Source organism: Pseudodesulfovibrio hydrargyri (assembly GCF_001874525.1).
In the GTDB taxonomy this organism is placed as follows: Bacteria; Desulfobacterota; Desulfovibrionia; order Desulfovibrionales; family Desulfovibrionaceae; genus Pseudodesulfovibrio; species Pseudodesulfovibrio hydrargyri.
On record NZ_LKAQ01000004.1, the window covers coordinates 106,605 to 128,965 of the forward strand.

18 protein-coding genes and 2 tRNA genes are annotated in these 22,361 nt (G+C 63.9%); 12 read left to right on the forward strand and 8 right to left on the reverse strand.

Annotated features, from left to right (window positions below):
• Nucleotides 1-16 precede the first annotated feature (16 nt).
• From BerOc1_RS05035 to BerOc1_RS05055, 5 genes are all read right to left on the reverse strand, one after another.
• Entirely contained in the window at nucleotides 17-988 is a 972-nt protein-coding gene (locus BerOc1_RS05035) for a discoidin domain-containing protein (RefSeq protein WP_071544648.1), read from the reverse strand.
• Nucleotides 989-1,124: 136 nt separating this feature from the next.
• Complete coding sequence (locus BerOc1_RS05040) at nucleotides 1,125-2,594, reverse strand: ArnT family glycosyltransferase (protein WP_165610786.1); 1,470 nt, start codon at nucleotides 2,592-2,594, stop codon at nucleotides 1,125-1,127.
• 81 nt (nucleotides 2,595-2,675) lie between these two features.
• Nucleotides 2,676-3,818, reverse strand: coding sequence for a GtrA family protein (locus BerOc1_RS05045; RefSeq protein ID WP_071544650.1), 1,143 nt, complete (start codon nucleotides 3,816-3,818; stop codon nucleotides 2,676-2,678).
• A gap of 265 nt (nucleotides 3,819-4,083) precedes the next feature.
• Nucleotides 4,084-5,514 (reverse strand): adenosylhomocysteinase, encoded by a 1,431-nt coding sequence (ahcY, locus tag BerOc1_RS05050; protein ID WP_071544651.1) that lies wholly within the window; start codon nucleotides 5,512-5,514, stop codon nucleotides 4,084-4,086.
• A 23-nt stretch (nucleotides 5,515-5,537) separates the two neighbouring features.
• Complete coding sequence (locus BerOc1_RS05055) at nucleotides 5,538-6,449, reverse strand: ArsR/SmtB family transcription factor (RefSeq protein WP_071544652.1); 912 nt, start codon at nucleotides 6,447-6,449, stop codon at nucleotides 5,538-5,540.
• A gap of 182 nt (nucleotides 6,450-6,631) precedes the next feature.
• Here BerOc1_RS05055 and BerOc1_RS05060 point away from each other — a divergent pair, with 182 nt between their 5' ends.
• The 11 genes from BerOc1_RS05060 to BerOc1_RS05110 all read left to right on the forward strand — a co-directional run bounded on the left by BerOc1_RS05060 (nucleotide 6,632) and on the right by BerOc1_RS05110 (nucleotide 16,961).
• Nucleotides 6,632-8,332 carry a hypothetical protein gene (locus tag BerOc1_RS05060; protein WP_071544653.1) on the forward strand — a complete coding sequence of 567 codons (1,701 nt, stop codon included), beginning with the start codon at nucleotides 6,632-6,634 and terminating at the stop codon, nucleotides 8,330-8,332.
• A 369-nt stretch (nucleotides 8,333-8,701) separates the two neighbouring features.
• On the forward strand, nucleotides 8,702-9,589 hold the full coding sequence (locus tag BerOc1_RS05065) for a universal stress protein (protein ID WP_071544654.1): 888 nt from the start codon (nucleotides 8,702-8,704) through the stop codon (nucleotides 9,587-9,589).
• An 8-nt stretch (nucleotides 9,590-9,597) separates the two neighbouring features.
• Nucleotides 9,598-10,020, forward strand: coding sequence for a PEGA domain-containing protein (locus BerOc1_RS05070; RefSeq protein WP_071544655.1), 423 nt, complete (start codon nucleotides 9,598-9,600; stop codon nucleotides 10,018-10,020).
• Nucleotides 10,021-10,023: 3 nt separating this feature from the next.
• On the forward strand, nucleotides 10,024-10,509 hold the full coding sequence (locus tag BerOc1_RS05075) for a DciA family protein (protein WP_071544656.1): 486 nt from the start codon (nucleotides 10,024-10,026) through the stop codon (nucleotides 10,507-10,509).
• 38 nt (nucleotides 10,510-10,547) lie between these two features.
• A complete protein-coding gene (locus BerOc1_RS05080; RefSeq protein WP_071544657.1) occupies nucleotides 10,548-10,898 on the forward strand; it encodes a hypothetical protein in 351 nt (116 codons plus the stop codon).
• A gap of 59 nt (nucleotides 10,899-10,957) precedes the next feature.
• Nucleotides 10,958-11,032 (forward strand) — tRNA-Gln (locus BerOc1_RS05085).
• A gap of 7 nt (nucleotides 11,033-11,039) precedes the next feature.
• A tRNA-Glu gene (locus BerOc1_RS05090) sits at nucleotides 11,040-11,117 on the forward strand.
• A 616-nt stretch (nucleotides 11,118-11,733) separates the two neighbouring features.
• A complete protein-coding gene (locus tag BerOc1_RS05095; protein ID WP_071544658.1) occupies nucleotides 11,734-11,958 on the forward strand; it encodes a hypothetical protein in 225 nt (74 codons plus the stop codon).
• A gap of 22 nt (nucleotides 11,959-11,980) precedes the next feature.
• On the forward strand, nucleotides 11,981-15,028 hold the full coding sequence (fdnG, locus tag BerOc1_RS05100) for a formate dehydrogenase-N subunit alpha (protein WP_071544659.1): 3,048 nt from the start codon (nucleotides 11,981-11,983) through the stop codon (nucleotides 15,026-15,028).
• A gap of 10 nt (nucleotides 15,029-15,038) precedes the next feature.
• Nucleotides 15,039-15,764 (forward strand): 4Fe-4S dicluster domain-containing protein, encoded by a 726-nt coding sequence (locus tag BerOc1_RS05105; RefSeq protein WP_071544660.1) that lies wholly within the window; start codon nucleotides 15,039-15,041, stop codon nucleotides 15,762-15,764.
• A 222-nt stretch (nucleotides 15,765-15,986) separates the two neighbouring features.
• On the forward strand, nucleotides 15,987-16,961 hold the full coding sequence (locus tag BerOc1_RS05110; RefSeq protein WP_071544661.1) for a helix-turn-helix transcriptional regulator: 975 nt from the start codon (nucleotides 15,987-15,989) through the stop codon (nucleotides 16,959-16,961).
• Here the strand turns inward: BerOc1_RS05110 and BerOc1_RS05115 are convergent.
• Nucleotides 16,951-17,922, reverse strand: a complete 972-nt coding sequence (locus tag BerOc1_RS05115) for a quinone oxidoreductase family protein (RefSeq protein WP_071544662.1) — start codon at nucleotides 17,920-17,922, stop codon at nucleotides 16,951-16,953. The two genes, BerOc1_RS05110 and BerOc1_RS05115, sit on opposite strands and share 11 nt — an antisense overlap.
• Before the next feature lie 166 nt (nucleotides 17,923-18,088).
• On the opposite strand from BerOc1_RS05115, the gene BerOc1_RS05120 reads away from it, so the two are divergent.
• A complete protein-coding gene (locus BerOc1_RS05120) occupies nucleotides 18,089-18,418 on the forward strand; it encodes a nuclear transport factor 2 family protein (protein WP_071544663.1) in 330 nt (109 codons plus the stop codon).
• Nucleotides 18,419-18,451: 33 nt separating this feature from the next.
• On the opposite strand, the gene BerOc1_RS05125 is transcribed toward BerOc1_RS05120, so the two are convergent.
• Nucleotides 18,452-19,480, reverse strand: coding sequence for a TIGR00341 family protein (locus BerOc1_RS05125; protein ID WP_071544664.1), 1,029 nt, complete (start codon nucleotides 19,478-19,480; stop codon nucleotides 18,452-18,454).
• Nucleotides 19,481-19,745: 265 nt separating this feature from the next.
• On the reverse strand, nucleotides 19,746-22,256 hold the full coding sequence (locus tag BerOc1_RS05130) for a methyl-accepting chemotaxis protein (protein WP_071544665.1): 2,511 nt from the start codon (nucleotides 22,254-22,256) through the stop codon (nucleotides 19,746-19,748).
• Nucleotides 22,257-22,361: the final 105 nt, after the last annotated feature.

The window sequence follows — 22,361 nt, forward strand, 5'->3', positions numbered from 1 at the left end:
TTTAGCTGTCATTCGATTAGAAATCCTCTTCCTGGCCATCGAGTTCGAGAATCCTCCAGCCCTCCTGCCCCTTCATCAGCACGAAGACGGAATCGTCCTCCAGGTTTCTGTCCAGCTTGCCCACCTGGACGCGGTAGCTCCCGAACACGCGGACCTCGGCCACGTCCTTATCCAGATAGACCAGCTCGAAGCCGAGCCCGGACGGGTCCACCTTGGCCGTACGCAGCAGCTTGTAGGTCCCGCGCTGGCGCTGAATCTCCTTGAATACCTCGAACTGGAAGTCGAAGCGGTCGCGCACGTGGGGCGCGAAAAGCATATGGAAGTCGTCGTCCAGCGAGGTCTGCCTGACGTAGAACTCCCTGAGCAGAACCTGTATCTCCTCGGGCACGGGATTGACCGTGTCCGCGGGCGGCACCTGGGGCTCGAACGTATCCGCCGGGTCCTTGCCGCCTTCCACCCCGCTCTGCGGCGCGGGCATCAGCGTCAGGTACAGCTTGACCTCGGACACGGCCAGTTTCATCCGCGCCAGGGCCACGCCCTCGGGAAAGACCGAGTCGACCACGATGCGCAGGGACTTGAACGGCTTGCCCGGACACTTGATGACCTGCTCGCCCTTTTCGTCGCGCAGCCAGAAGGGGAACTCCGAGCCGTCGGGATAGACCACCCGGCCCGACCGGATGCGCCGGAATTTCTCGAACTGCCCCTCGCCCTGGTGCCCGTTGTAGATGCCCAACCCCGTGATCCGCACCGGCATGTCGAAGGAGAACTCCATCCACTGCCCTTCCCCCGAGGAGATGCTCCCCCCGGCCCAGGCCGTGGACGGATCGCCGTCCATCAGGTTCCCCGGCGCGTATTCGAGACCGAGGTCCACCTTGAAGCTGGACACCCGGACGTTCACGTTCAGGGCTCGGGCCGGACCGGCCCAAAGCATGCACGCGAACAGGAAAAGCAGAGGCAACGGGACCCTATGAAGACGGAGATGAATCATGTCGGCTTACCTATCACAACAGCCCGCGTCCGTCCGCATAAAAACTTGGGCAAGAAAAGGCACGACATTCGCGTGTGTTGTCGAGGTGTTAACCGGCGAGTGCGCACCCTGCCCGGAACAGGCGGGCGTCTCCCCCCTACCCGTCCGTTATCCGGAAGACGCCCAGCCTGCCGAACTGCGCGACCTTTTCGTAGCTTCGGCGCATGGCCGCGTTGATCAGGTCCCCTTCGGGCGTCCCCTCCCGGATGTACCGGTTGTTGGTTCCGCGAACGATGAAGTACGGCTTTTTGGCAAAGGTATCCTCGATCTCGGAGAGCGCCGTCGCCGTGCGGCCGGAGTCGATCGAGACCTCGACCGGCAATGTGATCTTGCTCGGGTGCATCACATATCTGGAGGGCGGCTCCATGGAGAGCAGCCAGTATATGATGTGATCGTTCATGGCCCATATTGCCCGCCCCTCCGGAAGGTGCGCGCGTATGTACCGGGCCGTTTCGGATTCGTCGCTGGCGACGACATGGTACTCGCCGTCCATATGCCAGACGATCCCGGACAGCCGCTGGAGCGTGAAGGACAGGGGCAGCAACGGCAGCAGGAGGATGTAGAGAGCCAGACCAAGGCCCAGCAGCCGCGGCCCGACGCCATATTTGAGAAGACGGGACAGGACAAGCCCGCCGAACAATGCCAGGGCCGGGATCAGTTGAATGACATAATGCGCATAGAGCGTCTTCCCGCCCAGAAAGGACACCGTCGTGGCCGCCAGGATCAACCCCAGAAACACCAGATGCCTGGCATGCCCGGAGGGGCGTCCGGCGCGTTGCGCGATGTCGAGAAACAGTCCGCAAAGCGCCACTACCATGAAGGGGTTCCAGCCGTCGTTCCACGTCCACAGGAGCATCTTCAGCCCGCCGATGCTCATGGCCCCGTCCAGCCCCTCCAGGGGAGTCAGGACCACGGCCCGGTACAGGTCGCCGAGGGCATGGCGGGCGTAAAACGGATACAGGGTCAGGAGCAGAACGCAGACGCCGCCCAGGGCGTAGAGCGAGGCCCGGCGCGGAAATCCGCGTCTGTCCTCGAGCAGGATGAACAGGACGCCCGGTGCCGAGAAAAGACAGGTGTACGCCAGATTGCTCCGGATCAGCACGGCCGCGCCCATGCACGCCCCGGCCAGAAACATGGCCCAGCCGCGTTTGTTTTCGGCGATGACCAGATACACGCAGACCATCAGCGGAGCCATGGCCACCGCTTCCGACAGCACGGCCGCCCCGCTTCCCACGGACATGCCGGAGATACACAGGATCCCGGCGAGCAAACCGGCCCGCCCGTCCCACATGCGCCGGGCCAGAAAATAGCAGGCACCGGCCGTGACAAAGACGCACAGGGCGCCCGCCGCGCGCACGGCCGGGACCGAGGCCCCGAACAGCTTGATCGCACCGGCGAAGAAGTAGAACAGGAGCGGGGGCTTTATGTCGAAATAATCGGCATACGGCAGGCCGCCGTTGAGGATGTGCTGCCCGAACAGGATGAAGGTGGACTCGTCCCAGTCGATCGTCGGCGTATAAAAGGCGGGAAACCGGACGGCGAACGCCAGGACAAGGAGCAGCGGCACCGCCGCTTGGGGATTCCCCAAAAAGCGCAAATGGTTTTCTGTCATCATCCTGTTGTCATGGCGGCCCGGGCGGCGGCCACCCTACCGCATCGACCGGTTGTCCGAGTGAAACGGCCCGCCCTTTTTCCCGGCGCCCCATGTGATGCGCGAGTTCATCAGATAGTTCACCACCGTTCCGCCGACGATGCCGACGCAGTTGGCGAGTATGTCGTACATGCCGACCCCGCGCACGAGCAAAATAAAAATGGAGTAGTTGACCACCCCGGCAAGACCTGCCGCGACGTGAAAATACAGGAAACGCCGAGCCAGGCTGTTCCCGGAACCTCGCTCCCTGAAGGTGTAGACGTTGTTCAATATGAAATTGGATACAATGGAAACCTCGATGGCGACAGGGGCGGCGATCTCCAGCCCGATGGGAAGCAGACGCGTCAGGACCCAGTACAGCCCCAGGTTGACCACGACTCCGGAGGCCCCGACGAACAGAAAACGAATGAATTCGCTGGAGTTGCGGAACCGAATCCTGACCAGGTTGAGCAGGAACTCGATCTGGTCGGCAAGGCCGAGCTTGGATTCTCCCCGGACCCGATCCGGAAAAGTGATGGGGATTTCGATGATCCTGGCCCCGTTCCGTGCCAGTTCGAAGAGCAGCGACGACTGGAAGGAATACCCCTTGGTGGACAGCCCGGCCAGGTCGCAGCGCTTCAACAGCTCCGCCTTGATGCAGCGGAATCCCGACGTGCAGTCCTTTATGGCAGGCAGCCCGCCCATGTTCCGCAGCAGCCAGTTCCCGACCAGGCTCATCATCCGCCGCTTGAAGGAGAAGTTCGGCGTGCTGCCGCCGAGGACGAACCGGGAACCGATGACAAAGTTGAAACCGTACTGCTGCAGGCCGATCATCAACGGCAGCAACTCCGGCGAGTGCTGCAGGTCCGCGTCCATCTGCAGGATGAGATCCGGGTCGAGTTCCTTGATCGCATGCGCGAAACCGCGCTTGTACGCCTCGCCCAGCCCCCGCTTTTGCCCTGAAATGACGTGCAGATGCGGATACCGAGCCTGAAGCCCCCTGACGACGCCGGCCGTTCCGTCCGGCGAATTGTCGTCCACAACCAGCACATGGAGTTCATGACTGGGAATCCTGTCCGCCTGCTCGAATATCCGCGGCAGCAGAATCCCGACGTTTTCCGATTCGTTGTAGGTGGGCAGGACGATACAGGCGATTTTCATGGGGGCTCCCTCCAAAATCGGTCCCGGGACACGATATGGAGCAGTATATTTTACGCTTTTTGATACTGAACCAGCAAGCCCCACAAATCAACCCCTATCTGCCCGCCGGAACGGGCGGATCCTATACGCCGTTCGCTCCGCCTCCCGCCACATGTCCGGCATTGCGTCCCAGAACGGGCATGGTCCCCGCACCCGTTCGCCGCGAGGCAAAAAAGAGGAGAGCCCAAACGGGCTCCCCTCATCCATTGCACGCTCGATTCTTGGACTAATAGCGGTAGTGATCGGGCTTGAACGGGCCTTCCACGTCCACGCCGATGTAGTCGGCCTGCTTCTTGGTCAGCTTCTCGAGCTTGACGCCGAGGCGGGCCAGGTGGAGCCGGGCCACTTCCTCGTCCAGCTTCTTGGGCAGGATCATGACCTTGGGCTCATAGTCGTTCTTGGCCAGGTCGATCTGGGCCAGGGCCTGGTTGGTGAAGGAGTTGGACATGACGAAGCTCGGATGGCCGGTGGCGCAGCCGAGGTTGACCAGACGGCCTTCGGCCAGGACAATGATGGACTTGCCGGACGGCATGGTCCACTTGTCCACCTGGGGCTTGACCTCCTTGCGCACGCAGCCCGGGGTCTTCTCCAGGTAGACCATCTCTATCTCGGAGTCGAAGTGGCCGATGTTGCACAGGATGGCCTCGTCCTTCATGGCCTCCATGTGCCGGCCGGTGACCACGTGGTAGTTGCCGGTGCAGGTGACGAAGATGTCGCCGCGGGAGGCGGCGTCGTCCATGGTGGTCACCTCGTAGCCCTCCATGGCGGCCTGCAGGGCGCAGATGGGGTCGATCTCGGTGACCAGCACGCGCGCGCCGAAGCCGCGCATGGACTGGGCGCAGCCCTTGCCCACGTCGCCGTAGCCGACCACGACCACGACCTTGCCCGCGACCATCACGTCGGTGGCGCGCTTGATGCCGTCGGCCAGGGACTCGCGGCAGCCGTACAGGTTGTCGAACTTGGACTTGGTCACCGAGTCGTTGACGTTGACGGCCGGGAAAAGCAGTTCGCCCGCGCGCTGCATCTCGTACAGGCGGTGCACGCCGGTGGTGGTTTCCTCGGATACGCCGCGCACCTTCTTGGAAATCTCGGTCCACTTGGTCGGGTTGGCCTTCACCGAGGCGGCCAGACGGTCCATGATGATCTGGAACTCATGGACGTCGTATCCCTTGTCCGCGATGGACGGGTCGGCCTCGACCTTGACGCCCTGGTGGATAAGCAGGGTGGCGTCGCCGCCGTCATCGACAATCAGGTCCGGGCCGGAGCCGTCGGGCCAGGTCAGGGCCTGCTCGGTGCACCACCAGTAGTCCTCCAGGGTCTCGCCCTTCCAGGCGAAGACCTTGGCCATGCCGGAGTCCGCGATGGCCGCGGCGGCATGGTCCTGGGTGGAAAAGATGTTGCAGGACGCCCAGCGGATGTCCGCGCCCAGGGCGTGCAGGCACTTGATCAGCATGGCGGTCTGGATGGTCATGTGCAGTGAGCCCGTGACCTTCAGCCCCTTGAGGGGCTTTTCCTGGCCGTATTTTTCGATGATGGCCATCAGGCCGGGCATCTCGCGCTCGGACAGCTGCATCTCGGTGTGGCCCCACTCGGCCAGGGACATGTCGGCCACCTTGCTCTCGCACTTGGGATCGACGGGCATGACGTTCTTGGACATAAATACCTCCGAATAAGAGATTGTTATCGTTTTTCGGCCTCGTACAGGACCACGACGAGGCCCATGTTGACCTTGAATTCCGTAACCGAACGGATATCGAAACGGGCTTCCTCGAGCCAGCCGCACATGCTCTCGCGGGGGATGCCCAGTCGGCGATCGCCGTACTCCGAGCGCATGAGCTCATTGTCGTGCTGGTCGAACTCGGCGATGAGCAGCCGTCCGCCGATCTTGAGCACGCGCCCGGCCTCGCGGATGGCGTCCAGCGGCATGGCCAGGTGGTGCAGGACCAGGGACATGACCGTGCAGTCCGCCTCCCAGTCGCGCAGGGGCAGGTGGGTCATCTCGCCGATGCGCAGGCTCATGTGGCCGTCGCCGGAGAACCGCTCCTCGGCCAGTTCGAGCATCTTGGGCGAGTTGTCCACGCCGATGACCGAGCGCGACGACCGGGCCAGGATCTCGAGCATGTCGCCCGTGCCGCAACCGATGTCCGCGGCGCAGTCGCACTCGGGCAGCCGGGCCTGGATCTCGCGGCCCAGGTCCAGATCGCCCAGGACCTCGGCGGTCATGCGGTCCCACTCGGGCGCGATGTCGTCGAAGAACTGGCGGGTGGCCGCCGTACGTTCCAGGATGACCTTCTCGGCCCGGTTCCGGTCCCGCTTGAGCTCGGGCTCGCCGGACATGAGCTCGCGCACGCCGTTCAGAAACGCCCGGCCCGGCCCGTCCTCACTGACCCGGTAAAAGGCCCACAGCCCCTCGCGGCGCACGCCCACCAGCCCGGACTCTGACAAAATCTTGAGGTGCCGCGAAATCCGCGACTGCCCCATCTCCATGACCTGGACGATTTCACCCACGTTGAGCTCGTATTCCAGCAGGACATTGACCAGGCGCACCCGGGTCTCATCCGACAACGCTTTGCAATACTTTATTATTTCCATTCGCTTCGCTCTATATCAGGATATCTTGATATACGGAACAGCCCATATCTACCCAAGAAGGACTCACCGGTCAAGGCGCTTTTCAGTTCGACATGTTGACATTTGTTCGTATATGATGAATAGATTTATTGATACGCATAAATAAAAGCATCTTTTGCAACCGGCATCGAGGGGGGTACGTCATGCAGGATAAGATGCACGAGCCCGATGAGACCGACACGGTTTCCTCGGGAGCGAACGATCATGCTCCGGAAACAGCCACGGGGGACGGACGTACGGCCGTCGTAACGTCCGAAAATTGCGCCTGCGGCGACAACCTCTCCTCGCCAGGGCAGGGAGAGGACTTGAATTCCGGCTGCTCATTCGTGGTCACAACCTTTCCCGAGCATATCAGCATATTCTTCGGCTTCCGAAAAGCGCCGTATCTTTTCTGGCTCATAGTGAGCGTGCTCCTGCTCATCGCGAGGATTCTGTCCATGGTTCTCTGCGACGAGGAGAACGGACGCTTTGCGGTCAACATCGTCAAATCCATCTTGCCGGGCGTATTGGCTATCTTGATCATCCATTACTCCAGACAGGCGAAAAATGTCGCCAACGCCTTCTGCGAACTCTTTACCCATGCGCACAAAGAGAGAATGATCAAAGATGTCAACCGGCGTATCCGCTTAGTCTTTAACAATCGCTACATGCTCATTACCGGTGCCGTTCTCACCGTCCCCTTTTGCCTGTTCCTGCAATCCACGCAAATCTACCCGACCCCCACCCACAACATCATACACAAGGCTGGCGTCCGAGACCGACTGAGCGTCAACGTCGGCCTGACCAAATACCGCACGCTTCCGCAGGACGTGGTTGCGAACGCAGCGGTGAGCGAAGCGGAGAACGGCAAAACGGGCGGACAGGCCATCTTGGCCAAGGACCCGGCCATCTGGGGTTGGGTGCAACTGCCGCTGGGCAAGGTCATCCATTTGGCCGCAGAATTTGATGCTGAAAAGGACAAGGGAGAAAAGTGGTACAAGTTCCTCACCGACCCACCTCAGGAAACTTACGCCCCCCATCTTCCGACCCCGACCCATGACGAAGACCTGGGATTGGTGGTGGACGAAAATAGGCGAGCCGAAATCGACCCCGAATGGGATCAATATTTCGGAAAGAAGAACAAGGCATACCAGCCCCTGACCGCGAAAGAAAACACTGCCGCCAAGAAAAACCGTGCTCAACACCTGATGCTACTTGGCGACTTCTACTTCAACACTCCTGTAGACGACCTCTGGGCATACTCGCAATGGACATACCAGTCCGTCATGCTGCTGCTCCTGTTCCTGGGGGGAGCCATGATATGGTGTGTCGGATCCATCATCGTCGTCACCTGGAACATCGGCAGGTGTCCTCCTGACGAGGACGTAAACCCGTTTTCCCGGATGGATCTTACGTTTTATCCTCATCCAGGGGAAAGTATCGGGGCCGCCGGAGACCTTTTGTGGCAAATCGCCTTTATTACCGGTTCCATCTATTCTTTGGTCATGGTCTGCCAATTCTTCGCTCAACCGGATACACGGTCCATGATCCTTGCAGGCATGTTCAGCCCTTTGGTCGTCATCCTGTTCATCGTCCCGCAGTACAACCTGCACAAGCTCATGGTCGATGCAAAATATCGCAAGATAAGTGAGTTGGACGAGACGTTGTCCAAGTCGCTGGAAGCGATAAATCCGAAATCGTCTCCCGATGATATCAACAGAGCCAGAAACATCCTGCTGCTACAAAAAATCATGTCCGAGGCGAACGACTGGCCGTGCGATCTAAAATCCATCGCCATGGTGGTTAGTAGCGTCATCATACCAGTATTCATGGCTATTTTTACATTGTACGACCACTTCAAGTAGCGCCCTCATTCCTCCGGCAACGGCCCGCCCGAGGAAACCGTTGCCGGAGGAATGAGAGGGCATTGCTCTTCTTTTGTGGATTGCCTCCGACGCCCTCCTTCTGAAAAGGGTTATCGGAAACATCCAAAATGGTTGGTGCCGCTTCGCGAGGAACGTGCGCAATACAATGCTCCTCCTTTGTCGCATTGCCTCGCCCTCGCCCGCAGGCCTCCTCGCCATGCAGCGCACCTCGTCTCATTTTGCAAACTTTGTACGGCCGGGTTTATGCTTGCGAAAGCCGGAGGATTTTTGCGATAGTATGCTAGGACATTCGCCAAGCCGGCTGGCGAAACGCGGCATGGACTCCATCGGCCGGACAAGGAGCTGGGCATGTTCAAAAAGATTTTGTTGGCGGTGACCCCGCAGATCGATACGCAGACCGCGCCCAGGGCGGCCTTTGAGTTGGCCCGTTCACGCAATGCGGAAGTGGTCCTGTTCCACTCCCTGCCCCTGGAGCGGGACGCGTGGTGCTGTTTTGACGACCAGACGGACCGGGACCGGCTGCTGGCCGCGACCGAGGCCAAGATAGCGGAATTCTACAAGGACGATCTCAAGGACATCCGCCACTCCATCCGGGTGTCCACGGGCAACGCGCACGAGCGGATGCTCAAGATCATCCACGCCGAGGACATCGACCTCATCGTCATGGGCCACCACACCCAGCCGCCTCACCGTGCGGACCGCATGTGGGGCGTGGTGGACACGACCATCCGCAAGGTCTGCGCCAACGTGTTCTGCCCGGTCATGGTGGTCACCAACCCCGTGCCCGCCGGGGCTCGGATCAAGCGCATCGTCATGGCCACGGACTTTTCCACCCCGTCGGATTCGGCCCTGTGCTACGCGGTGCAGATGGCTTCGTCCTTCGGCGCGCACCTGGACATCTTCCACGTCCTGGACGTGGGCCAGGTCACGCCCAACCCGGCCTACTACATGCAGTCCATGCAGGTTTTCATCGACAAGGCCGTCGGCCGCATGCAAAGCCGGTACGCCCGGGCGCTGGAAGGCGTCAGCCACGAATTCCACTGCTGGGAGGGCGTGCCGTACGTGGAGATCCTCAAGCAGGCCCGCTGGCAGGAGGCGGACATGGTCATCATGGCCCAATACTCGTCCAGCGAGGACCACGCCAAGCCCTCGGTGGGATCCACCACCATCCAGGTGGCGCTCTCGCCGGGCTGCCCGTCCGTACTGGTCAATTACCGCGCCCGCACATGCATCTAGGAGGGAGTATGGCCCGCATCGCCCACGTTCTCGCCTGCCTGGCCTGCCTGCTGCCGGTCTGCGCCTGCGGCGTGCCCATGCAGCGGGTCCCGGTGTCCACCGATCCGCTGGGCGCGACCGTGTACGCGGACGGTGAAAAGAAGTGCTCGGCCACACCCTGCTCGGTCAACCTGGACCGGCAATCCGACCACCTGCTGACTATCGTCAAGGACGGATACGAGCAGGAGGAGATTGTGCTGCGCCGCCGGTTCAAACCGGAAAGGGCCATCCGCGACGGGGTCGTTTCCGGGATGATCCTGGGCGACGGCCCGGGGGGCGTGGCCTCCCGAACGGCCAAGAAGGTGGACGAGCAGGAGCGCACCGGCGAGGCCTACGAGCTCGAACCGTCCATCGTGACCATCAAACTGACGCCCAAGGGCGCGGGAATCTGATCCATGGCTTATCGACGCACGACCGACCGCCCCGGGCGGCGGCGGAAGACCCAGCGCGTGGGCGAGGCCCTGCCCACCCTGCTCAGGGGGCTGGACAGGGCGGGCGGCCGCGACCTGGTCCGGCTCTGGCGGGCCTGGGACGAACTGCTCGGCGACGTGGCCGGCATGGCCCGGCCCCTGGGACATCGCGGCGGGCGGCTGGTCCTGGCCGCTGACGACCCCATCGTCATGCAGGAGGCCCAATTTCTCGGCCCGATGATCCTTGAGCGGGTCAACGGTTTTTTGGGCAAGGAAGTCTTTGACAAGGTGGTATTCGAACTGCTAAACGGCAGAGTTCCTTTGGACGGAGAGATCCGGCCGGAGGCCCCTGAGCCTCCGAGGAAACTTAAAAAACCTGAGAAGTTAGGCAGCCTAAATGGGAAGCTGGACCCGGATTCGCCAGTCGGCAGATGTTACCGGGCATACCAGCGCATGTTTGACGACTCGTAAACGAATTCCGCCGCAGGGCATTTTTTAAGGAGTACACCATGAGTGAAGAAGTAAAAGAGATTTCCTTTGACGAGCTTGGCCTGACCAAGCCGCTGGAAAAGATGACCGCCAAGGAGCTGCGTGCCCTGTGCATGGAGAAGCTCCCCATGATCACCGGTGCTTCCGGCAAGGAAAAGGATGAGCTGGTCGCCGAGATCAAGGAAGTCTTCGGCATCGTCGACGAGGAGCAGATCTCCCCGTACAAGAAGCAGATCCACGAGATCAAGCGGCAGATCCGCGCCCTGCGCGTGCAAAAGAGCGAGACCGAGGGCCGCGCCCAGCGCGACCGCCTGCGCCGTCAGATCACCAAGCTGAAGAAACGCACCCGTCGGCTCGCCCGCGCCGTGTAAATTCCGCAAAAAAGAAGTTGACATAAAGAGGCCCAACCCTTAAATCAACTTCTCGCTGCTGGGCTGTCGTTCAATTGGCAGGACGACGGGTTCTGGCTCCGTTAATCAAGGTTCGAGTCCTTGCAGCCCAGCCAAATTTGCGTCCCCATCGTCTAGCCTGGTCCAGGACGGCGGCCTTTCACGCCGTTAACAGGGGTTCAAATCCCCTTGGGGACGCCATTAAGCCAGTTGAAGGCCTTGCGCATACCGCGCAAGGCCTTTTTCTTTGTCCGGCTGACACAGCCAACCGGCGCCCGCCCCGAACACTGCCCTTCCCGCCCCGTGCTTCCAACCGACCTCTTCCCCCGCCTCCATTATGCCTGTTCCGACATAATTGTGCGGAATCATTGTATTGTTTTGTTCATTTGCTTCGGTTTCAACCTGTCCATAGGTTGAAAATGGCGCGGAAGCCCGGCGATCGCGGAAGGGTCGACAGCCCCCTTTGAAACGTGGAGGCGTGAAGGCCGCCGAGCCGGTTCCCCTCGGGAACATCTTCCGAGGGACGCGACCAGAGGGAAGGCATGCACGCTATTGGAACCACATATCACCCCGGGCCGGTGCCGCCGGTCCGGCGATACTGAGGGGGGCCGCATGGGCGCCGGGTCCGGTTTCCTTCTCCGCACGCTCGCGGGAGCGTCCTCTAACCGCACACGCCGCACTCCGCCGGTTCTCCGGGCCGGTGTCCTTCCTCTTCCCCTTTCCCGGCATCCCTTCCGCCGTCCCATCCCTGGTTTCGCGCCCGTTTCGAGAGCAACCCGCACGTGCGGGATTCGCCATACAGTCGATGGAGGATTCAATGTCCGAATCAATGCGTAACGCGACGCCATCCGACCCTGCGGCCGCCCGCGCCCCGTTCTCGGGACTCGGGCAGGCCATGCGGGCGGTGGAGGCCGTGGCCCTGTCCTATAGCCCCCGCTGGGAGGAGGAGCCCGCCGCCGTGCGGCCGGTCCGCCCGCGGCCGGCCGAGGCATACGGCTACGACCTGCAATGCCGTCTGTGCAGGGAAACGCGGGCCGGATGACCATCTAACCAAAGGAGTGGATATGAGCGTCAACAGAAGAAGCTTTCTCAAACTGGCCGCAGTGGCCGCCGCGTCGTCGGCGTTCGGCGGGTTGGGATTCGCGGCCGATGCCAAGGCCGTGGACCGGATCGCCATGCTGCAGCCCAAATGGAGCAAGCAGACCACCTCGGTATGCTGCTATTGCGCCGTGGGCTGCGGCCTGATCGTCAACACCGACCTCAAGACCAAGCGGGCCGTCAACGTCGAGGGCGACCCGGACCATCCCATCAACGAGGGCGCGACCTGCGCCAAGGGCGCGTCCATCTGGCAGTTGGCCGAGAATCGGGAGCGCCCGCCCCGCCCGCTGTACCGCGCTCCCTACTCGTCCGAGTGGAAGGAGGTCTCCTGGGACTGGGCGCTGGGTGAGATCGCGAAAAGGGTCAAGAAGACGCGCGACGAGAGCTTCACCGAAAAGAACGCCAAGGGACAGGTGGTCAACCGCTGCAACGGGCTGGCCTCGGTCGGCTCGGCGGCCATCGACAACGAGGAGTGCTGGACCTTCCAGGCCATGCTCCGCGCCCTGGGCCTGGTCTGGATCGAACACCAGGCGCGCATCTGCCACAGCTCCACCGTGGCGGCGCTGGCCGAGACCTTCGGCCGCGGAGCCATGACCAACCACTGGAACGACATCGCCAACAGCGACTGCGTCCTGGTCATGGGCAGCAACGCCGCAGAAAACCACCCCATCTCCTTCAAGTGGGTGACCAAGGCCATGACCCGGGGAGCCAAGCTCATCCACGTGGACCCGCGCTTCACCCGCACCTCGGCCAAGGCCGACCTGTACTGCCAGCTGCGCGCCGGTTCGGACATCGCCGTGCTCGGCGGGTTGATCAAGTACATCCTGGACAACGACCTGATCCAGCGCGACTACGTGGTCAGCCACACCAACGCGACCTTCATCGTGGGCGACAAGTTCACCTTCGACGACGGCCTGTTCTCCGGCTACACCAAGAACGGCGACGACAAGGACTACGCCGGGTCCTACGATAAATCCCAGTGGGCCTTTGAAAAGGATGCCGACGGGCTGCCCAAGAAGGACCCGACCCTCAAGCATCCCCGCTGCGTCTACAACCTGCTCAAGAAGCACTACGCCCGCTACGATGTGGACAAGGTGGTCGGCACATCGGGCATCGACAAGGAAAACCTGCTCGAATTCTACAAGCTCTTCGCGGCCACGGGCAAGCCGGACAAGGCCGGGACCATCATGTACGCCATGGGCTGGACCCAGCACACCGTGGGCGTGCAGTACATCCGGACCATGGCCATGGTCCAGCTGCTGCTCGGCAACATCGGCGTGGCCGGGGGCGGGGTCAACGCCCTGCGCGGCGAGTCCAACGTCCAGGGGTCCACGGACCACTGTCTGCTGTGGCACATCCTGCCCGGCTACCTGGCCACCCCCAACGCGGCCCTCGACTCGTATGAAAAATACGTGACCGCCAAGGCCAAGCCGCACCTGGAAGGAGCCAAGGACCCCAAGAGCGCGGCCTGGTGGCAGTACTATCCCAAGTACATGGCCAGCTTCCTCAAGGCCATGTATCCCGAGGCCTCGCTGGACGACGGCTACCACTGGCTGCCCAAGGCCGAGGACGGCGAGACCTACACCTGGCTCCAGTTGTTCGAGCACATGGACAAGAAGGCGTTCACCGGACTCTTCGCCTGGGGCATGAACCCGGCCTGCGGCGGAGCCAACGCGGGCAAGAACCGCAGGGCCATGGCCAACCTGGACTGGATGGTCAACGTCAACATCTTCGACAACGAGACCGGCTCCTTCTGGCGCGGCCCGGGCGTCGATCCCAAGCAGATCAAGACCGAGGTCTTCTTCCTGCCGTGCTGCGTGTCCATCGAGAAGGAGGGGTCCGTGACCAACTCCGGCCGGTGGATGCAGTGGCGCTACCAGGGGCCGACCCCCAGGGGCGAATCCAAGTCCGACGGCCACATCATGACCGAGCTGTTCGAGGCCATCCGGAAACTGTACGCAAAGGAAGGCGGGGCCTTCCCCGAGCCCATCAAGTCTCTGTCCGTGGAGATGTGGAAGAAGGACGGGGAGTACAATGCCCACAACGTGGCCAAGCTGATCAACGGCTACTTCCTCAAGGACGTGACCATCAAGGGCAAGACCTACAGGAAGGGCACCCTGGTGCCGAGCTTCGCCCTGCTCCAGGATGACGGCTCCACCGCCTCGGGCAACTGGCTGTACTGCAACTCCTACACCGAGGACGGCAACCGGGCCGCCCGCCGCAGCACGGAGCAGACCCCGGAGCAGGCAAAGATCGGGCTGTTCCCCAACTGGTCGTGGTGCTGGCCGGTCAACCGTCGGATCATCTACAACCGGGCCTCCTGCGACAACACGGGCAAGCCCTACGCCCCGCAGAAGCCGGTGGTGATCTGGAACGGGGAGAAGTGGATCGGCGACGTGCCGGACGGCGGCTGGGCCCCGGGCACCAAATACGCCTTCATCATGAAGCCCCACGGCCACGGCCACGTCTTCGGACCGGGCCGGGCCGACGGTCCCTTCCCCGAGCACTACGAGCCCATGGAGACCCCGTTCAAGGCGCACGAGTTCTCGAGCCAGCTGAACAACCCCACGGCCCTGCGCTTCGCCCGCGAACCCATGGCCGTGGCCGATCCCAAGTACCCGTACGTGGCCACGACCTACCGCGTGACCGAGCACTGGCAGACCGGTCTGATGACCCGCCACACCCCGTGGCTGCTCGAGACCATGCCGCAGATGTTCGTGGAGATGAGCGAGGAGCTCGCCAAGGAAAAGGGCATCGAGAACGGCGAAAAGGTCATGGTCGAGTCCATCCGGGGCAACATCTGGGCCATCGCCATGGTCACCAAGCGGATGCACCCGCTGAAGATCATGGGCAAGACCGTGTACCAGCTCGGCATGCCGTGGTGCTTCGGCTGGCAGATGCCCCACGACGGCGGGGGCGGCGATTCGTCCAACCTGCTGACCCCGTCCGTGGGCGACCCCAACACCGGCATCCCCGAAACCAAGGTCTTCGTGGCCAACGTCCGCAAGATGTAAGGAGAACGCTATGAACGGTAAATCATTCCTGGTCGATCTGACCCGCTGCACGGCGTGCCGGGGCTGCCAGATCGCCTGCAAGCAATGGAAGAAGCTCCCGGCCGAGAAGACCATCAACTGGGGTTCGTACCAGAACCCCAAGGACCTGTCGTCCAAGACCATCCGGCTCGTCCGCTTCTCCGAGGTCGTGGACAACGGCACCCTGCGCTGGCTGTTCTTCCCGGAACAGTGCCGCCACTGTCTGGAGGCCCCCTGCTCCACCGTGCCCGACAACCCCGAGGCGATCCTCCACGACAAGGAGACCGGGGCCGTGGTCTACACCGAACTGACGGCCAAGGAGGACGGCGAATCCATCCGCATGGCCTGCCCCTACGACATCCCCAGGGTGGATCCCGAGACCAAGGTGGTGAACAAGTGCGACATGTGCATCGACCGGGTCCGGGCGGGCAAACTCCCGGCCTGCGTCCAGGCCTGCCCCACCGGGACCATGAACTTCGGCGACCGCGAGGACATGCTCAAGCTGGCCGAGGAACGGCTGGCCGCCGCCCAGGAGAAATACCCCGACGCCATGCTGGTGGACCCGGAGGAGACCCGGGTCATCTATCTGGCCGCGGTCGATCCGGCGAGCTACTACGACTACCTGGAGGCCGACGCCTCGGACGTCATGCCCGATTCCCTGACCAGAAAGCAGTTCCTGGCCAAGCTGGGCAGGCCGATCCGGACCATGCGCTCCTAGACAACCCCCGTGCCCCCGATAAGGGGGCGTGGACCCTCAGTACCGTCGGCCCGGCCCCACCGCCGGGCCGACACTTTTATGGGGAAGCCGGACTATTTCCAAAGTCCCTGTCGCATTTGCCACAACGGCTCCGGGACGGTACCGTGGCGGCGTTGTCGAAACGGCCGTTCAACACAAACGGGCAGGCGGCTTTCAGGCTGCATGCTCCCGTCGGGAGGTCAGGTGAATCGAATCGAGCGACTGCAGGGGCTGATCCTCTATCTGCAATCCAGGCGCTATGCCACGGCGGCGGACATGGCCGACCACTTCGGCCTGAGCGTGCGGACCATCTACCGCGACCTCAAGGCCCTGGGCGAGGTGGGGGTGCCCATCCTGGCCGAGTCGGGCGTGGGCTACTCCCTGATGAAGGGGTACAGTCTGCCGCCCGTGAACTTCACCAAGGCCGAGGCCTTCGCCCTGGTCACCGGCGGCCTGCTTCTGCAGCGCCATGCGGCCCCGGACTTCCGCAGGCACATGGAAACGGCCCTGCGGAAGATCAAGGCCGCCCTGCCCGCCGCCGAACGGGCCGAGACGGACCGGATCGAGAACAGCATGGCCAGCATCGCCCAGGCCGCCGTCCCGGAGCAGGCCGACCTCTCGCTCATCCAGCGGGCCCTGGGCACGCACCGGGTCCTGCGCTTCCAATACCAGGGATACGGCAAGACCGAGGCCGAGACGCGCGAGGTCGAGCCGCGCGGCCTGCTCTACTATCTCGGCCGCTGGCACCTCATCGCCTGGTGCCGGTCGCGCGGGGGATTCCGGGATTTCCGCACCGACCGGATGCGCGGCCTGGAGATTCTGCCCCAGGGGTTCACCCCGGGCGAGGAGTTCGACCCGGCCGCCTACGTGCGCGAGCACATGCCCGCCCCGGACCTGCTGGTGCGGGCGCGGTTCGAGGCGGACGTCCTGGACAGGGCCCGGCGGGAATGGTGGATGGGGCTGGTGGAGGAGCGAATCGAGGCCGACAGCGGCGAGTTGGTCCTGCGCACCCCGGATCTCGAGACCGTCGCCTCCTGGCTGCTCTCCTTCGGCGCTTCGGCCACCGTGCTCGACCCGCCCCGGCTCCGCCAGATGCTGGCCGAGCGGGCGGAGGCCGCCGCCGCGCACCATCGCCGCACGCCTGACCGGGCCGGCGGCCGAAAAGCCTCTAGCGCGTGAACACGATCTTGCCGCGCGTGCGCCCCTCGACCATGGTCCTGACGCCCTCTCCGGCCCGCTCCATGGGGAGCACGTCGCCGATCTGCGGGACGATGGACGCCCCCACCACCAGCCCGAGCAGGTCGCGCATCTCCTCCAGGGTGCCCATGATGGTCCCGGCGACGGTCAGCTGGTTGACGATCACCGGAAGCAGGTCCATTTCCACGCGCCGCCCGGTGGTCATGCCCATGGCGACCACGGTGCCGCCGCGTTTGACCGACGCGAGCGAATGCGCCCAGGTGGCCTTGCCCACGCTGTCGAAGACCGCATCCGCCTTGCGGGGCAGGGGCTCGCCGGACAGAAAGCCCCGGTGCGCCCCCAGCCCGGTCGCCAGGTCCAGGCCGCGGGCGTCGCGGCTGGTCGCCCATACCTCCATGCCCGAGGCGCGGCCGAGTTGGATCAAGGCCGTGGACACGCCGCCCGTGGCCCCCTGGACCAGCATGGTCTGGCCCAGGCGCAGGCCGGACTTGGTCGCCAGCATGCGGTAGGCCGTGAGCCAGGCCGTGCCCATGACCGAGGCGTGGAGCGGCGACAACCCATCGGGCAGCGGCAACGCGTTGCGCCTGGGCACGACCACGTGGTCGGCAAAAGTCCCCTGCGCCTTCTCGCTGAGCACGTGCCAGCCGAGGTCCAGGGTCTCGTCGCCCGCGCGGTCCGGGCCGGTGATCAGCGGGTAGAGCACCACCGGGGTGCCGTCGTCCAGCACGCCCGAGGCGTCGTTGCCCAGGATCATGGGAAAGGGGATGGGGGTGTCCTGGCCGGTGATGCCGCGCAGGGTGAAGATGTCGTGCCGGTTCAGGCTGGCGTGGGTCACGCGCACCCGGACCCAGCCGTCGGGGACCACGGGCTCGGGGCGCTCCCCGACCACCAGGGCGGCCAGCGGGTTCTCGTTGTCGGGCTTCTCACAATAGACTGCGAACATGTCGTTATCCTCCTGTTGAATCGACTCCACCCTGCGCCCCGCGACTGACAAGGGTATGTCAGCAGGCAGCCTGGACGGCAGGCTGACATACACCTGTCAGCCGCCCGGCCTATCCATGGAGTCGCGGAGGCAATGACGCCGCCGCTGCAAACCAAGGAGAACCGCCATGATGAATCTGCCCCCCACCGTGAAAGCCTATTTCGACGCCGCCAACAATCAGGACGCCGAGGCTTTGCTGGCCTGCTTCGCGCCCGGCGCGGAGGTCGAGGACGAGAACAACCTGTATGCCGGTCGCGCGGCCATCCGCGCCTGGAAGGAGGAGAGCTTCGCCAAGTACCGCCCGGTCCAGGAGCCCCGCTCGGCGGAGAGGAACGGCGCCGTGGTGTCCGTGGTCACCACCGTGTCCGGGAACTTTCCCGGCAGCCCGGTGGACCTGCTGCACGAATTCACCCTTGAGGGGGATGCCGTCACCCGGCTGAACATCACCCTGGCCTAGCGGCCCCGGCGGCGTCCCCGCCAGGCTATCCGGCTAGTGCGTCTTGAGGAACATCAGGCCGATGAGCGCGGCAAGGAGCACGGTCCAGACGAGGGCCGCATGCAGGGTGGCCTTTTTGGCGCGTTCCTTTTCGTACCAGGACAAGGGGCGGATGCCCTGGACCAGGAAGGTGCCGACCCCGGCGAGGTTGAGGCAGATGATGTTGGCCGCGAAGAGCAGGCCCGCGCCGCCCGCCTCGGGCATAAGCCCCGCGCCCAGGAACAGGCCGCAGGCGATGAGCGGGGGGAGCAGTGACAGGGCGACCATGACCCCGACCAGGGAAGTGGGCACGCCCAGGGTGACGGTGACGATCCCGGCCGCGCCCGAGACCATGGCCAGGATGATGTCCGAATAGGAGGTCATGCTGCGCACGGACAGTTCGTGGGTCATCTCGGGCACGCCCAGGGCCAGTCCGACACCGGCGGACAGGGCGAAGCACAGGAGCACGCCCACGGCCAGGGTCTTCAGCGCCGCCCGGCTGAGCTTGGCGTCGCCCAGCGTGGTGGCCAGCGACAACCCCACGTTGGGCCCGAGGAGCGGAGCCAGGACCATGGCCCCGATGATGATGGCCACATTGTCGCGCATAAGCCCGATGATGCCCACCAGGGAGGAGAACAGGACGAGCATGACGTAGTGCTTGGAGAGCAGGCTCGTGTCCAGGACGTCTGCATAGAGCTCCTCGCGGCTGACGGCGGCCTGGCCGCCATTGTCCTCCCCGGAGGAATCGCTCCCCTCCTCCTCTTCCTCTTCCAGGGCCAGCTTGTCCAACCGGGGCAGGGTGGCCTCGGCGGAATAGACCACGATGCGGTATTTGTCGGTCCAGGCGAACAGTTCCTCCAACTCGTCCATGACGTTGGCGGTCTCGGCCACGTCCAGGACCACGCGGAAGGACAGGGACTCGCCGTCGTCGAGCGGCGAGGCCCAGAACACGTAGCCCGCGTCGGGCTGGTGCTCCTCCAGGGATTTCTTGACCTCGTCCTTGTCCGAACGGGGCGTGACGATCTCGATAACGCGCAATGCCATAGTGCCGACCTCGTATGGTTCCGATACCACAGGCAATACCACAGCGCGCGCCCGGAGTACATGCGCAACTCCCCTCCTCCGACCGCCGCGTCGTCAAGCCCGACAGGCCCAGGCGCGACAGCACCCGTCACCGCCCGCGCACTCCGCGAAGCGGCCATAAAAAGTTTAGGAAGGAAAGGGGGATGGGGGTCCGGGGGAAGGGGGAAAGGAAAGCCCTTTTCAAAGGGTTTCCTTTCCCCCTTCTCCCGGCCGCCGGAGGCACCGCCTAGGCGGAGCCGAGTTCGTTGATGAGGCCGTCGAGTTCCTTGGCGATGGCGGTCAGTTCGCTGCAGGCCTGGACGGACTGGGTCATGGCCTGGCTGGTGTTCTGGGAGATGCGGTGCATGTCCTCGGTGGCCTGGGTGATCTGTTCCGAGGTGGCGGACTGCTCCTCGGCCGCGGCGGCGATGCCCTGGACCTGACGAACCGAATCGCGCGAGAAATCGACGATCTCGGCCAGTGATTTGCCCGCTTCCTCGGCCAGGGCGGTGCAGGTCTCGACCACGCGAGCGACCTTGTCGGTCTCGATGACGTTGCGCTGAGCCATGGTCTGGATGGCCCCGATGGCGCTGCCCACCTCGGTGGTGGCCACCATGGTCTTTTCGGCCAGCTTGCGGACCTCGTCGGCGACCACGGCGAACCCGCGTCCGGCGTCGCCCGCGCGGGCGGCCTCGATGGCCGCGTTGAGCGCCAGCAGATTGGTCTGGTCCGCGATGTCGTTGATCACGGTCATGACCCGGCCGATGTCATCGGCCTGGCTGCCGAGTTCGCCCATGTTGTCGCGCAGCAGGGAGGCGAGTTCCTGGACCTCGTTGACCGAGGAGACCACCTTGACCACCACGTCGCGCCCGGCCCGGGCCTGGCCCTCGGCCTGGTCGGCGTTGAGCGCGGCCTCGTTGGCGTTGCGGGCGACCTCGAGCACGGTGGCGTTCATCTCCTCCATGGCCGTGGCCGTTTCGGTGGCGCGGGCGCTCTGCTCCCCGGCCCCCTGACGGGACTCCTCCACGCGCTCAAGGAGCTGCTGCGAAGCGGAGGTCATGCGCTCGGACAACCTGCCGGCCTGATCGGCCACGTGCTGCATCTTGCGCTGCGAATCGAGGATGTCGGTCTGGTCCACGATGACCTCGAGCGCCCCGACAACGCGGTTCTTCTCGTCGAGCAGGGGGCTGGCGTAGCCCTTGATGTCCACTTCGCCCGCCTCGAGCCTGCCCCGGGTGTTGCCCACGGCCCGTTCCATGGTCTGCATGGCCTGGGTGCAGACGCAGTCCCCGGTCTTGCAGATGTCGGTGTTGAAGACGCTGCTGCACGGCGACCCCAACAGCCGGGAACTGTCGCGCCCGGCGATCTCCTCGGCGTGCTGGTTGACGAAGAGCAGGTTGTGGTCGCGGTCCACGGTGAAGATCGGGAACGGGAAGGAATCGAAGGTGGCGGTGTAGGTGTCGGCCACCCGGTTCATGCTCTGGATGAGTTGGGCGTAGGCCCCCTCGTAACGGTCGGCGTCGCCGCGCGCGCGGACCACCCCGCGCGCGACCTCGCGGGCCGTGGCCTCGCAGTCGTCGATGAGCGCGGAGAGATTGACCGGAATGCGGCTGACGGACCGGTGGATGGCCCCGATCTCGTCGCGGCTGGTCACGGTCTCGCCCTGGGCAAGGTTGCCGCGCGAGACCTGCTCGGCCAGGTCGCGGATGCGGTTCAGGGGCCTGAACACGGCATAGCGCATGACCCCGAGCAGGGTGAGGATGGGCACGAGCACGGCCAGGGCGAAGAGGACCAGGACCAGGACCACGGCGCTGTCCAGGATGGCGTTCTGGACCGAGATGTCGCGGGCCAGGGTGATCACGCCGATGGGCTTGCCCTGGTAGTCCTTCACCGGCAGGTAGACCACGGCGTAGTCGCCCTCGATGGCCACGTACTGGCCGTCGACGGCCCTGCGCAGCTGGTCGGGCGTGACGCGGGCGTCCAGGTCGGCGTTTTCCTTGCCCGCCACGCGGACGTAGGCCTTGCCGATCAGGGGATATTTCGCGGGGTCCTGGAGGTTGGTGGTGGTCGGGAGCAGGGAAGCGTCCATGTACAGGGTATAGAAACTGCCTTCCTCGTCCTCGAAGAGTTTGAAGACGTCGTCGTAGCTCTTGAGCACCTCGACCGAACCGAGCTGGTGGCCCGAGGCGTCCTTGACCGCCACCACACCCCGGATGGCGAAGCCGCCGCGCCCGGGCTCGATACCGCGGCGGGGCCTGCCGTCGCGGTTCACGTCCAGGACGGTCTTGCGGAAGCTGGAAATGTCGTCGGACACGTCCACCCACTTGCCGTTGCGCTTGGCCTGCTTGTCGCGCCACATGCGAGCCAGGCTACGCCCGTTGGGCAGGTGGAAGTGCAGCCTGAGCTTTTCGCCCATGGCGTCCTTGTATCCGCCCAGGGCGGGCGCCAGCTGGCCGCGCAGGGCCTCCCGGGCGCCCTGCACCACCGGATCGGACTCGTCGTCGATATCGCCCTGGTGGGCCAGGGAAAATGCCTGGATAACCGAAGGCAGGCGGCTGAACAGGGCCGCTTCCTCCTCGGCCCGCACCGCGGCTTCCTCGGTGTTCTGCTCCAGGGTCTTGGCCGCGTTGCCGACCAGCATTTCGGCGAACGAGGTCCTCAACGCGCCGAACTGGCCGGTCAACAGGAAATAGCCGACACACCCGATCAGCAAAACCAGCGGGATGGTCGGCAACAGGATCTTGTATCTGATGCTCATATTGTAACCTCTCCAGATAATTGGACAGTCCCCCCTCCAGGATATGCCCGTCCTCTCTCGGTAATGAAAAGCGTCGTCTGCAAGCACAACACAGCGACCCTTTAG

Bases quoted from the DNA above. Each gene is read 5' to 3' on its own strand.
- BerOc1_RS05125 (WP_071544664.1), bottom strand. From the start codon at position 19,480: ATGGCATTGCGCGTTATCGAGATCGTCACGCCCCGTTCGGACAAGGAC.
- fdnG (WP_071544659.1), top strand. From the start codon at position 11,981: ATGAGCGTCAACAGAAGAAGCTTTCTCAAACTGGCCGCAGTGGCCGCC.
- BerOc1_RS05060 (WP_071544653.1), top strand. From the start codon at position 6,632: ATGCAGGATAAGATGCACGAGCCCGATGAGACCGACACGGTTTCCTCG.
- BerOc1_RS05105 (WP_071544660.1), top strand. From the start codon at position 15,039: ATGAACGGTAAATCATTCCTGGTCGATCTGACCCGCTGCACGGCGTGC.
- BerOc1_RS05080 (WP_071544657.1), top strand. From the start codon at position 10,548: ATGAGTGAAGAAGTAAAAGAGATTTCCTTTGACGAGCTTGGCCTGACC.
- BerOc1_RS05035 (WP_071544648.1), bottom strand. From the start codon at position 988: ATGATTCATCTCCGTCTTCATAGGGTCCCGTTGCCTCTGCTTTTCCTG.
- BerOc1_RS05075 (WP_071544656.1), top strand. From the start codon at position 10,024: ATGGCTTATCGACGCACGACCGACCGCCCCGGGCGGCGGCGGAAGACC.
- BerOc1_RS05130 (WP_071544665.1), bottom strand. From the start codon at position 22,256: ATGAGCATCAGATACAAGATCCTGTTGCCGACCATCCCGCTGGTTTTG.
- BerOc1_RS05065 (WP_071544654.1), top strand. From the start codon at position 8,702: ATGTTCAAAAAGATTTTGTTGGCGGTGACCCCGCAGATCGATACGCAG.
- BerOc1_RS05095 (WP_071544658.1), top strand. From the start codon at position 11,734: ATGTCCGAATCAATGCGTAACGCGACGCCATCCGACCCTGCGGCCGCC.
- ahcY (WP_071544651.1), bottom strand. From the start codon at position 5,514: ATGTCCAAGAACGTCATGCCCGTCGATCCCAAGTGCGAGAGCAAGGTG.
- BerOc1_RS05055 (WP_071544652.1), bottom strand. From the start codon at position 6,449: ATGGAAATAATAAAGTATTGCAAAGCGTTGTCGGATGAGACCCGGGTG.
- BerOc1_RS05120 (WP_071544663.1), top strand. From the start codon at position 18,089: ATGATGAATCTGCCCCCCACCGTGAAAGCCTATTTCGACGCCGCCAAC.
- BerOc1_RS05115 (WP_071544662.1), bottom strand. From the start codon at position 17,922: ATGTTCGCAGTCTATTGTGAGAAGCCCGACAACGAGAACCCGCTGGCC.
- BerOc1_RS05070 (WP_071544655.1), top strand. From the start codon at position 9,598: ATGGCCCGCATCGCCCACGTTCTCGCCTGCCTGGCCTGCCTGCTGCCG.
- BerOc1_RS05045 (WP_071544650.1), bottom strand. From the start codon at position 3,818: ATGAAAATCGCCTGTATCGTCCTGCCCACCTACAACGAATCGGAAAAC.